Source organism: Streptococcus sp. SN-1 (assembly GCF_041154385.1).
GTDB classification, from domain to species: domain Bacteria; phylum Bacillota; class Bacilli; order Lactobacillales; family Streptococcaceae; genus Streptococcus; species Streptococcus mitis_CT.
Genome location: NZ_AP028929.1, coordinates 998,917 through 1,011,647, shown reverse-complemented (window position 1 = coordinate 1,011,647; position 12,731 = coordinate 998,917). Strand labels below are relative to the sequence as shown.

General features: G+C 39.8%; 10 protein-coding genes and 1 pseudogene. 4 read left to right on the top strand and 7 right to left on the bottom strand.

All coding sequences use genetic code 11. The annotated features are described in order from the left end of the window. The first annotated feature begins 68 nt into the window (after positions 1-68). The 3 genes and pseudogenes from metK to ACAM22_RS04460 all read left to right on the top strand — a co-directional run. Entirely contained in the window at positions 69-1,259 is a 1,191-nt protein-coding gene (gene metK, locus ACAM22_RS04470) for a methionine adenosyltransferase (RefSeq protein WP_101776706.1), read from the top strand. Between the two features lie 341 nt (positions 1,260-1,600). Then, a complete protein-coding gene (xerS, locus tag ACAM22_RS04465; protein WP_153193449.1) occupies positions 1,601-2,671 on the top strand; it encodes a tyrosine recombinase XerS in 1,071 nt (356 codons plus the stop codon). Between the two features lie 262 nt (positions 2,672-2,933). Continuing rightward, positions 2,934-3,092 (top strand): annotated as a pseudogene (locus tag ACAM22_RS04460) (integrase); the annotation flags it as partial. 137 nt (positions 3,093-3,229) lie between these two features. Here ACAM22_RS04460 and eno read toward each other — a convergent pair. After that, the gene (eno, locus tag ACAM22_RS04455; protein WP_000022821.1) at positions 3,230-4,534 is read right to left on the bottom strand and encodes a surface-displayed alpha-enolase; all 1,305 of its coding nucleotides are present in this window, start codon (positions 4,532-4,534) and stop codon (positions 3,230-3,232) included. Positions 4,535-4,697: 163 nt separating this feature from the next. On the opposite strand from eno, the gene ACAM22_RS04450 reads away from it, so the two are divergent. Beyond that, positions 4,698-5,144, top strand: a complete 447-nt coding sequence (locus ACAM22_RS04450; RefSeq protein WP_101776709.1) for a DUF1694 domain-containing protein — start codon at positions 4,698-4,700, stop codon at positions 5,142-5,144. Here the strand turns inward: ACAM22_RS04450 and ACAM22_RS04445 are convergent. Genes ACAM22_RS04445 through glgB form a run of 6 tightly spaced genes read right to left on the bottom strand, consistent with a single transcriptional unit; the run spans position 5,141 to position 12,587 of the window. Continuing rightward, positions 5,141-6,256 (bottom strand): glycerate kinase, encoded by a 1,116-nt coding sequence (locus ACAM22_RS04445; protein WP_369606998.1) that lies wholly within the window; start codon positions 6,254-6,256, stop codon positions 5,141-5,143. The genes ACAM22_RS04450 and ACAM22_RS04445 overlap by 4 nt on opposite strands. Positions 6,257-6,264: 8 nt before the next feature. Further along, positions 6,265-6,909, bottom strand: a complete 645-nt coding sequence (gene serB / locus ACAM22_RS04440) for a phosphoserine phosphatase SerB (RefSeq protein WP_261053535.1) — start codon at positions 6,907-6,909, stop codon at positions 6,265-6,267. 58 nt (positions 6,910-6,967) lie between these two features. Further along, on the bottom strand, positions 6,968-8,401 hold the full coding sequence (gene glgA / locus ACAM22_RS04435) for a glycogen synthase GlgA (RefSeq protein WP_369606997.1): 1,434 nt from the start codon (positions 8,399-8,401) through the stop codon (positions 6,968-6,970). Further along, positions 8,398-9,537, bottom strand: coding sequence for a glucose-1-phosphate adenylyltransferase subunit GlgD (gene glgD / locus ACAM22_RS04430; protein WP_101776712.1), 1,140 nt, complete (start codon positions 9,535-9,537; stop codon positions 8,398-8,400). Before glgD ends, glgA begins: the two co-directional genes overlap by 4 nt. Further along, positions 9,527-10,669: a glucose-1-phosphate adenylyltransferase gene (locus ACAM22_RS04425; RefSeq protein ID WP_060805493.1), complete on the bottom strand. Its 1,143-nt coding sequence runs from the start codon at positions 10,667-10,669 to the stop codon at positions 9,527-9,529. The genes glgD and ACAM22_RS04425 overlap by 11 nt, the downstream gene beginning before the upstream one ends. Next, positions 10,659-12,587 carry a 1,4-alpha-glucan branching protein GlgB gene (gene glgB, locus ACAM22_RS04420; RefSeq protein WP_153193453.1) on the bottom strand — a complete coding sequence of 643 codons (1,929 nt, stop codon included), beginning with the start codon at positions 12,585-12,587 and terminating at the stop codon, positions 10,659-10,661. Before glgB ends, ACAM22_RS04425 begins: the two co-directional genes overlap by 11 nt. Positions 12,588-12,731: the final 144 nt, after the last annotated feature.

The following is a 12,731-nucleotide window of genomic DNA, read 5'->3' as shown; positions in this document are numbered from 1 at the left end:
CGTAGATGATAGGATTTCTATCAGTACTTTGTAACTCTATAACACTATTTTTAAGGGGGGACATTTTTATGTCAGAACGTAAATTATTCACGTCTGAATCTGTATCTGAGGGGCATCCAGATAAGATTGCAGACCAAATTTCAGATGCGATTTTGGATGCTATTTTAGCTAAGGATCCAGAGGCGCACGTTGCTGCTGAGACAGCTGTATATACTGGTTCCGTCCATGTTTTTGGTGAAATATCTACAAATGCCTATGTGGATATTAACCGTGTGGTTCGTGATACCATTGCAGAGATTGGCTATACCAATACAGAGTATGGATTTTCTGCAGAGACGGTGGGAGTCCATCCGTCTCTTGTTGAGCAGTCACCGGATATCGCCCAAGGGGTTAATGAAGCCTTAGAAGTTCGTGGAAATGCAGACCAAGATCCGCTGGACTTAATTGGTGCTGGAGACCAAGGTCTCATGTTTGGATTTGCAGTGGATGAAACAGAAGAGCTCATGCCATTGCCAATTTCACTCAGCCACAAGTTAGTTCGTCGTTTAGCAGATCTTCGTAAATCTGGGGAAATCAGCTATCTTCGCCCAGATGCTAAATCACAAGTTACAGTTGAGTATGATGAAAATGACCGTCCAGTACGTGTGGACACAGTCGTTATTTCAACTCAGCACGATCCAGAAGTCAGCAACGAACAAATTCACAATGATGTCATTAATAAGGTTATCAAAGAGGTTATTCCATCCTCTTACTTAGATGAGCAAACAAAATTCTTCATCAATCCTACTGGTCGTTTTGTAATCGGTGGACCTCAAGGAGACTCAGGTTTGACTGGCCGTAAGATTATCGTAGATACTTATGGTGGCTATTCTCGTCACGGTGGCGGTGCCTTCTCTGGTAAGGATGCGACAAAGGTTGACCGTTCTGCTTCCTATGCAGCTCGTTATATTGCCAAGAATATTGTTGCTGCCGGTCTTGCTAAGAAAGCAGAAGTACAGTTGGCCTATGCTATCGGTGTTGCCCAGCCTGTTTCTGTCCGTATTGATACCTTTGGTACAGGAACAGTAGCTGAAAGCAAGCTTGAAAAAGCAACTCGTCAAATCTTTGACCTTCGCCCTGCAGGGATTATCCAAATGCTGAACCTTAAGCGTCCAATTTACCGTCAAACAGCGGCTTATGGACACATGGGACGTACAGATATTGACCTTCCATGGGAACGTTTGGACAAGGTAGATGCTTTGAAAGAAGCAGTAAAATAAAATCTTGAGAGGGGGACTCCCCCTCTTTTTTACTGATAAAACATTTCACATACAAATAATTGAACTTTGGTAAAAATAACCAGAATAAAAAAGAACTCACCCACTAAACTTCTGTTAATACTACACAATTGAAGAGCTATATAAGAAGCTATGAGATACAAAGCACTAAATAATAATTCACAATAATAACTCCAAAGATTTAGATCTGTTTTGTTTGCAGGTCTAAGTCTTTTTATCACTTTAAAAAACTCCTATAACATCTTTCAGAAAAACTATAATTTTCTTGAAAAATATATAAGTCTATGCTATACTACTAGTAGACTTATATATGGAGAAAATACATGAAGCGTGAAATTTTACTGGAACGAATCGATAAATTAAAACAAATCATGCCCTGGTATGTTCTGGAATACTACCAATCTAAGCTTGCTGTCCCCTATAGTTTCACAACCCTGTACGAATACCTCAAGGAATACGATCGATTTTTCAGCTGGGTTTTAGAGTCTGGGATTTCAAACTCTGATAAAATGTCTAATATTCCTTTATCTGTCTTGGAAAATATGTCAAAGAAAGATATGGAGGCTTTTATCCTTTATCTTCGAGAACGTCCTTTGCTGAATGCCAATACAACCAAGCAAGGTGTTTCTCAGACGACTATCAATCGGACCTTGTCAGCCCTTTCCAGTCTTTACAAGTATCTGACTGAGGAGGTTGAAAATGACCAGGGAGAACCTTATTTCTATCGAAATGTAATGAAGAAAGTTTCAACCAAGAAAAAGAAAGAGACACTTGCTGCCAGAGCTGAAAACATCAAACAAAAGCTCTTTCTAGGTGATGAAACAGAAGGGTTTCTGACTTATATAGACCAAGATTACCCACAACAGCTCTCAAATCGTGCTCTATCATCGTTTAATAAAAATAAAGAACGTGATTTGGCCATTATTGCCCTTCTCTTGGCATCGGGTGTTCGCTTATCTGAAGCTGTTAATCTGGATCTAAGAGATCTCAATCTCAAGATGATGATTATTGATGTCACCCGAAAAGGTGGCAAACGTGACTCGGTCAATGTCGCTGCCTTTGCTAAGCCTTATCTAGAGAATTATCTAGCCATTCGGAATCAACGCTATAAGACGGAAAAAACAGATACAGCCCTCTTTTTGACTCTCTACAGAGGTGTTCCTAATCGTATCGATACTTCTAGCGTTGAGAAAATGGTTGCTAAATACTCTGAAGACTTCAAAGTTCGTGTAACCCCCCACAAACTTCGCCATACCCTAGCAACTAGACTCTATGATGCTACTAAATCGCAAGTTTTGGTCAGTCACCAGCTAGGACATGCCAGCACACAAGTCACTGACCTCTATACCCATATCGTCAACGATGAACAAAAGAATGCTCTGGATAGTTTATAAATTACATAAAATAAATTATGTAATTTATAAAAAAGGGATTCAATAAACTATTAATCTTATTTGATCATATCAAATACAATTGCTAACAGAGTAAATAGCTTTAAAGAATATGAAATAAATTTTATGTGGCCACTAGCTTGCCTTTCTTTGTAATATCCTGGATATGCAAATCACTTATAATTGGTATTCATCTCAAAATAAGAGGATTCCACAAAAATAAATCAAATTAAGCACCTATAAAAGCATGCTGCCTGTGATGGCCAATATTTTATCAGAAAATAAAATTCCTTTAAAAATAATCACGGACATGGTTGATCATTCCGACTCTGAAGTCACTACTTCCATCTACACCCACGTCACAAAGAACATGAAAGATGAAGCAATCAATGTACTGGAAAAAGTTATGAAAAAGATTTTTTAAAAAGTTTTGCCCCTTTTTTGCCCCCTGAATACAAAAATAGCCCTTCGGATAAAATCCGAGGGGCTAGAAACGTTGTTAAATCAACGGCCGAACTTTTGAATTTCAAGGTTCGGGATAAAATAGTTCACTGAACTATTTTATTTTTTCAAGTTGTAGAATGATTTCAATCCACGGTATTCAGCTACTTCACCAAGTTGGTCTTCGATGCGAAGCAATTGGTTGTATTTAGCGATACGGTCTGTACGTGAAAGTGAACCAGTCTTGATTTGTCCTGCGTTAGTTGCAACTGCGATGTCAGCGATTGTTGAATCTTCAGTTTCACCTGAACGGTGTGATACAACGGCAGTGTAACCAGCTTCTTTCGCCATTTCGATAGCGTCGAATGTTTCAGTAAGAGTACCGATTTGGTTAACTTTGATAAGGATTGAGTTAGCAGCACCTTCTGCAATACCTTTTTCAAGGTAAGAAGTGTTTGTTACGAAGAAGTCGTCACCAACCAATTGAACTTTACCACCAAGACGTTCAGTAAGAGCTTTCCAACCGTCCCAGTCATTTTCATCCATACCATCTTCGATAGTGATGATTGGGTATTTGTTTACCAATTCTTCAAGATAGTCGATTTGTTCTGCAGCAGTACGTACAGCTGCTCCTTCACCTTCGAATTTAGTGTAGTCGTAAACTTTACGTTCTTTATCGTAGAATTCTGATGAAGCACAGTCAAATCCGATAAATACGTCTTTACCAGGAACATATCCAGCAGCTTCGATAGCAGCAAGGATAGTTTCAACTCCGTCTTCAGTTCCTTCAAAACGAGGAGCAAATCCACCTTCGTCACCTACGGCTGTTTCCAAACCACGAGATTTAAGGATTTTCTTAAGTGCGTGGAAGATTTCAGCACCCCAACGAAGAGCTTCTTTGAATGATGGCGCACCAGCAGGTACGATCATGAATTCTTGGAAAGCGATTGGAGCGTCAGAGTGAGAACCACCGTTGATGATATTCATCATTGGAGTTGGAAGAACTTTAGTGTTGAATCCACCAAGGTAGCTGTAAAGTGGGATTTCAAGGTAGTCAGCAGCAGCACGAGCTACAGCGATAGACACACCAAGGATTGCGTTAGCACCCAATTTACCTTTGTTAGGAGTACCGTCAAGAGCGATCATAGCACGGTCGATAGCTTGTTGATCACGTACATCGTAGCCGATGATAGCTTCAGCAATGATGTTGTTTACGTTGTCAACAGCTTTTTGTGTACCAAGACCACCGTAACGAGATTTGTCACCGTCGCGAAGTTCAACTGCTTCGTGTTCACCAGTAGAAGCTCCTGATGGAACCATACCACGTCCGAAAGCACCTGATTCAGTATAAACTTCTACTTCAAGTGTTGGGTTACCGCGTGAGTCTAGGACTTCGCGAGCGTAAACATCAGTAATAATTGACATTTTTTACTCTCCTTATGAGTTAAATTTTTTACACCTCTATAATACCTTAAAAACCCTCCTTTTTCAAGAAAAAACGTTATCTTTGTGCAAATTTTCCTTAACTTTATAAAGTAATCGCTTTCTTTTGTCTGTTTTATTCTAACTTTTATGATATACTGTTTTCATGACAGATTTATCAAAACAATTACTTGAAAAAGCTCATGGTGGAGCAAAATTAAATCCAGATGAGCAAAGACGCTATCTTGGCACTTTTGAGGAAAGAGTTCTTGGATATGCAGATATTGACACAGCAAATAGCCCTCAGTTAGAAAAAGGCTTTTTATCTATTTTAGAAAACCTTCAGGAAAAAGCAGAGCCACTATTTGTAAAGATTTCTCCAAATATCGAATTTGACAAGCAAGTTTTCTATTTAAAAGAAGCTAAAGAAACTGATAGTCAAGCTACCATTGTATCTGAAGAGCATACTTCTTCTCCTTTTGGCCTGATTATCCATAGCAATGCACCAGTTCAAGTAGAAGAAAAGGATCTTCGACTTGCTTTTGCAAAACTTTGGGAAGGTAAAAAGGAAGAACCTGCCAAAACATCCATCTGGAAGAAATGGTTTGGCTAAACATTGCGCATAGTTAATAAGTGCCCGATATTGGCTGCCGTGCGCTCCAGATAGAGGCTGGCATTTTTCAAACTATCTTCTAAAGGTTCGCTTTTCTCTAAAATAGAAAAAGCTGCTTGGATATTTTCAAATGGTGGGGAAGGTAAATCTTCAGCAAGACTACCACAAATAGCAATGACAGGAACTCCGACAGGGGTTCTTTTTGCTACGCCTATCGGCGCTTTCCCTGCTAAACTTTGACGATCTAGCCTTCCTTCTCCTACAACAACCAAGTCAGCATCTGCAACTTTCTTATCAAAATCAATCAAATCTAAACAGGTATCAATCCCAGATACGATTCTTGCCTGAGCAAAGGCACACAAACCACCAGCAAGGCCTCCACCAGCTCCTGCTCCTTTAATTTCTAATGTTACAGGTGAGACTTTTTCATAAAAATCTTGGATCGCTTGATCTACGGCCTCAAACATAGTAGGATCTAGGCCTTTTTGCTTGCCAAACGTGTAGGTCGCACCTTGATATCCACATAAGGGACTCACGACATCTGCTAAAATACGAATTTGAACATCTTCTGGAATTTCATAGCGATTTTCTATTGAAACAGAAGCTAAGTTTGATAAGGACTGACCGCAAGCGGGCAAGACATTTCCATCCCTATTATAAAATCGATAACCTAAACCAGCAGCGATCCCAATTCCTCCGTCATTACTGGCCGTACCACCAACACCGATATAGATTTCTTTAATCCCTTTAACAATGAGATGGTGAATCAACTCTCCAATACCACAAGTTTGGATTTGAAGTGGATTTCGTTTCTCTAGCGGAATTTTTCCAAGGCCAATCAAGTCGGCAACTTCAAATAGTGCCAGTTGACTTTTTTGAAAATAGCGCATGGATTCTTTTTGTCCAAAAGGTCCTGTCACTTGGATCCATTTTTCTTCAAGGTCAAGAGAATGTCGAATGGAATCTACTGTACCTTCGCCACCATCACCAACAGGGCAGAGGAGGCATTCTACATCTGCTATCGATTGTTGGAAGCCTCTTTTTATTGCTTCAGCTACCTGTTGAGCTGTCAAGCTTTCCTTAAATGAATCTGGTGCAATTACAATCTTCATATTTTCCCTCATTCTAACCAGTCAATCAAAGGAAGAACTTCTAAAAAATCCCTCTTGTCAACATGATTCGGTATTTCTTTTTTGAGCACTTCTTTGGCACAAAAGGCGATTCCTAGCTCCGCCGACTTCAACATTAATAAATCATTGGCCCCATCACCGATTGCAATCGTTCTTTCTTTAGAAAGTTTTAGTTCCTCTCTCCATTTTTCCAGAGTTGCTTTTTTGACTTCGGGATTAATAATTTGTCCAACTAACTTTCCTGTTAGAAAACCGTCTTTGACTTCAAGTTGGTTTGCAGAGAAATAGGCAATGTCGAGGGATTTTGCTAATCTCTCAACTATTGGAGTAAATCCACCTGACACCAGACCAACTAGGATTCCATTCTTTTGGAGAATGGAAATGAATTCCTGGGCATTTGACGTTAGATGAATAGTGTTGAAGACTTTATCAAAAACCGAAACAGGAAGACCTTCCAACAAGGACACTCTTTTTCGTAAACTGCTTTCAAAGTCCAACTCTCCTTGCATTGCCCGACTTGTAATCAGCGAAATTTCCTCCTCACGACCTACCTCTCTTCCCAAAAGATCAATCACTTCTTCTAGGATTAAGGTTCCATCTACATCCATAACACACAAGCCTTTTACTTGAAACATCAGTTCTCCTCTCTAAACAGCCTAAAAATCGTATGAAGTCATCATACGATTTTATCTATTAATTAACTAAACTATGGTACAAGTCAAGATATGACTTGCAAGCTGTATCCCATGAGAAATCACACTCCATAGCTTGTTTTTGTAAATTTCTCCAAACATCAGGATGGTTTCTATACAAGTCCAAAGCTGTTTGGAAAGTCCAATTTAACCAGTAAGGTGATAGATTGTTAAAACTAAAGCCAGTACCACTTCCTTCGATTGGATTGAAAGCGCGAACGGTATCTCGCAAGCCTCCAACTTCATGGACCAATGGCAAGGTTCCGTAACGCATAGCCATCATCTGAGACAAGCCACACGGTTCGAAACGACTTGGCATGAGGAAGAGGTCACAAGCAGCGTAGATTTCTTGAGCTAGTTTGACATCAAAAGTGATATTAGCTGATAGCTTGTCTGGGTAAATCTGAGCAAACCATGAGAATGCTCCCTCAAAGGCTGGATCACCAGTTCCCAAAAGAACAATCTGAATATCTTCTTGCAAGATATGGTGCAGACTTTCCACCACCACATCAAAACCTTTTTGACGTGTCAAACGAGAAACAATTCCCACCAGTGGAACATCAGCCCTAACTGGCAAGCCAACTCTTTCTTGCAATTTTGCCTTATTCTGGGCTTTTCCAGACAAATCTTCCTGATTAAAATGATAGTCTAAAAGAGCATCCGTCTGAGGATTATACAGGTCAGCATCAATCCCATTCACGATACCAGATACTTTACCTGATTCCATTCGAAGAATTTGATCCAAGTTACATCCGAACTGACTGGTCATAATTTCATGAGCATAGCTAGGTGAAACGGTTGAAACACGGTCAGCATAAAGAATACCAGCCTTCATCCAGTTCAGACAGTTGTTCCATCGAAGGGTACCATCAGCATAACGCTCAAAGCCAACTCCAAACAAATCCCATAACATTCCCTCTGAGAATTGTCCTTGGAATTCCAAATTATGAATGGTTAAAACAGTTTTTATTCCTTGATAGGCTTGAATCCAACGGTATTTTTCCTTTAACAAGAAAGGAATCATAGCTGTATGGTAGTCATGAACATGGAGAAGGTCAGGAATAAAGTCAATCCTTTCCATAGCCTCAATGGCAGCAAGTTGGAAAAAGGCAAAGCGTTCTCCGTCATCAAAATCACCGTAAACATGACCACGGAAGAAATAATATTGGTTGTCAATAAAGTAGAAGGTCACACCATTTAGTACTGTTTTCTTAATCCCACAGTACTGTCTGCGCCAACCAACACACACCTCAAAATGAAGAATATCTTCAATTTGATTTCCAAATTTAGCCTTTACCATGTCATAGTAGGGTAAAATCACTGCAACTTCATGTCCAGCTTTTACCAGTGATTTTGGAAGAGCGCCAATAACGTCTCCCAAACCACCTGTTTTTGAGAAGGGTGCACCCTCTGCTGCTACAAATAAAATTTTCATGAATGAATATCCTCTGTTACTTTGCTACCTTTCTTAACGACAACTGGATGTTCTGCAGTTCCTCGAATCACAACACCTGGCTCAACTTCCACACCCTTGTCCAAGATAGCATATTCGACCTGAGCACCTTCTCCAATAACAACGCGAGGGAAGAGTAGACTATCTTTAACCAAGCTATCCTTATGGACATGAATATTACGTGATAAAACAGAATTAGCCACTTGACCTTCAATGATACTACCAGAAGCAAACTGAGAAGTACTTACCTTAGATGTATTGGCATAGTAAGTTGGCTCTTCGTTTTTGACCTTTGTATAAATCTTTTGGTTTGGTGAGAAGAGAGAGTAGAATTTTTGTGATTCAAGCATATCTTTGTTAGCTTGGTAATAAGACTCTACAGAATGAATATTTGCAAGGTAGCCTGTATACTCGTAGGCAAAAGCCCCTTCTTTTGCAGCCAAATCCCGTAAAACATAGCGTAACTTCTCTGGATGTTCTTTTTTAGCTTCTTCTTCCAAGCGTTCTATCAACCAAGGTGTATCAACGACAAAGATATCTGTAGACATGTTATAGATTTGATCTGGTAACTTGCTATCAAAGAGTTTATGAGAACGAACATGGTCTGTTTCATCCACTTCCAAGATTGCGTTTACTTCTGAAATGTCTTTCTTAGCTAGTTTTTTATAAACTACAGTGATAGGCCCTTTTGTTGTACTATGTAGATGGAAAACTTGGTTCAAATCAATATTAATCAAAACATCACAGTTGAGGGCAACTGTTTGGTTTGAGCCAGAACGTTTCAAATAAGTAAGAAGCTGTTGGTAGTATTCTTTTCCAACTGTACTACTTTCCACACGGGTATTGTAAATACCTAGATAATAGTGGCTAAGAAGGGTTGATAAGCCCCACTCACGTCCTGAACGGATATGGTCAAAGACAGAACTGATATTATCTTGTTGGAAAATACCAAAGATACTACGGACACCTGCATTAGCAAGACTGGAAAGTGGGAAGTCAATCAAACGATATTTACCACCAAATGGCAAACTAGCTACTGGACGGTGGTCTGTCAGTGTTGACATATCATGAAAACCAACTGTATTTCCTAAAATGGCTGAATATTTATCAATCTTCATCTGTTGCTACCCCCACTACTTCATTATATCCTACAACTTGTACTTCTTCTGTTCCATCAATTTCGACACCGTCCGAAATAACTGCACCTTCACCAATAATGGCACGTTTGATTTTAGCTCCCTGACCAACAATTGCACCACTCATGATAACTGAATCTACTACTTCTGCCCCTTCGCGAACTTGCGCACCTGTTGAAAGGATAGAATGTTTAACAGTTCCATCTACAAAACAGCCATCAACAACCAAGGAATCTTCCACATGAGCATTTGCCCCAAGGAAGTTTGGTGGTGAAATTAAGTTTCTTGAGTAAATCTTCCATTGACGGTTACGGCTGTCCAAGGCATTCTCTGGAGAAATGTACTCCATATTTGCTTCCCAAAGTGACTCAATGGTACCAACATCTTTCCAGTAGCCATTAAACTCATATGCATAGACACTTTCACCTGACTCAAGGTAATTTGGAATGACATTTTTACCAAAGTCTGACATATCTACATTGCTCTTTTCAGCAGCAACGAGCATATTGCGGAGACGGTGCCAATCAAAGATATAGATTCCCATAGAAGCTTTGGTAGATTTAGGTTGAGCTGGTTTTTCTTCAAATTCAACAATGCGGTTATTGGCATCTGTGTTCATAATACCAAAACGGCTAGCTTCTTTCAGAGGAACATCCAGAACTGCTACTGTCAAACTGGCATTATTATCCTTGTGAGACTGGAGCATATCATCATAATCCATTTTGTAGATATGGTCCCCAGACAGAATCAAGACATACTCAGGATTGACACTGTCGATATAGTCGATATTTTGGTAAATAGCATGACTAGTCCCTTCGAACCAACGATTTCCTTCACTTGCAGAATACGGTTGAAGAATAGAGACACCAGAATTAATACCGTCTAATCCCCAACTTGAACCGTTTCCAATATGATTGTTAAGAGCAAGTGGTTGATACTGGGTGATGACTCCAACATTGTGAATCCCTGAGTTGGCACAGTTTGAAAGAGCGAAGTCAATGATACGGTAGCGTCCGCCAAATTGTACAGCTGGTTTCGCAAGGTTTTGAGTGAGTTTTCCGAGACGAGTTCCTTGCCCACCGGCAAGAATCAAAGCTAACATTTCATTCTTCATTTTCTACTCCTTTTTGGTTTTTACTTGTGACGGTTTTTACAGATTTCAAGCGGCGTTTGATTTTCCAAACACTTGCTCCCATAGCCGGTAGGGTAAAGGTCAAGGTCTGCTCATAATCTTTCCATAGTCCTTCTTGCGTTTGAACAGTTTGATTATGTTCTTTCCAAACGCCTCCCCATTCTTCTAACTCAGTATTCCATACTTCTTCGTAAATTCCTGCAACGGGTAGTCCGATTGTAAAATCTCTTCGTTCAACAGGTGCCATATTAAAGACGCAGACTAGCATGTCGCCCTTCTTACCCTTACGGATGAAGGAAAGAACACTCTGATCTCTATTATCCGCATCAATGATTTCAATCCCATCATAGCTGGTATCGATTTCCCACAGACAGCGATGGTCTTTGTAAAACTGGTTTAGCTGAGAAGTGAAATACTTCATCTTAGCATTCATTGGATCTTCTAGATTAGACCATTCCAACTGCTCTTCAGATTTCCATTCTAGGAATTGGCCGTATTCACTACCCATGAAGAGCAATTTCTTACCAGGGTGACAAATTTGGTAAGTGTAGAGATTGCGCAAGCCTGCGAATTGATTATAACGATCTCCCCACATCTTGTGCATCATACTCTTCTTACCGTGAACCACTTCGTCATGTGAGAATGGTAAGAGATAATTTTCCTTGAAAACATACATAAAGCTGAAAGTCACCAAATTAAAGTCATATTTACGATAAATCGGATCTTCTTCATAGAATCGGAGAATATCATTCATCCAGCCCATATTCCACTTGTAGTCAAATCCTAGACCACCAAGCTCTTTCATTCCCGTAATCTTGGTTACTGACGAACTTTCTTCTGCGATCATCATAACATCTGGATGAACTAGTTTAATCACATCATTCAAGCGTTGAAGGAAATAATAACCCTCATAGTTGAGATTGCCACCATCTTTATTAGGTGTCCATGGAGCATCATCGTAGTCAAGATAGAGCATGTTGCTAACCGCATCCACGCGAATACCGTCCAAATGATAAAAGTCAATCCAAAACTTAATGCTAGAAATCAAGAAGGACTGGACTTCATTTTTTCCAAGGTCAAAATTGAGTGCACCCCAACCGTAATTATGAGCCTTATTATGGTCTTGGTACTCAAAAGTCGGTGTCCCGTCATAATAAGCTAAGGCATCATCATTAATGGTGAAATGACCAGGTACCCAGTCTACAATAACCCCAATATTGTTTAAGTGACATTCCTCAACAAAATCTTGAAACTCTTCAGGGCGACCATAGGCATGCTCTAAAGCGAAGTAACCCATAAGCTGGTAACCCCAACTCAAACCGAGAGGGTGAGACATCAAGGGCATAAACTCAATGTGAGTATAGTTCATCTCAACCAAGTAAGGAATGAGTTCATCTTTCAATTGAGCAAAACTATAAGGTGTGCCATCAAGATTTCTCTTCCAAGATCCAGCATGGACCTCATAAATATTGACAGGACGCTCTTCAAAGCTCAAGCGTTTTCTACGAGCTAACCAAAGCCCATCCTTCCATTTCTTTTCTGGAATATCTGTTAAAATCGCTCCAGTTCCCGGACGTGCCTCATATCGTACAGCCAAAGGGTCAATCTTCATCAACTGATGACCATTTGCACGCGTGATATGATACTTATAAATTTGTCCTTCTTGAGCAAGGCTGGTAAAGACTTCCCAAACTCCAAATTCATTTCGTTCCATCGGAATTTGATTTTCTACCCAATTGGTGAAATCCCCCACCAAGTGGACAGCCTGAGCATTGGGAGCCCACACACGAAATGTATAACCGTACTCTCCATTTAGTTCTTCCCTATGTGCTCCTAGATAATGCTGAAGGTGAAAATTTTCTCCTGTCATAAAGGTGCGCAAAGCTTCTCTTTTATCCATAATACCTCCTCTTTTTCTGTAAGCGTTTTCTATAGATTTATTATACTACCTTTTTAGGGAAGATTCAAGTAAATTACGGAATTTGCAAAAAAATCTTTTGAAAGTCTTCAACAAATTCACTGATGTGTTCACTTGTAAATCAAG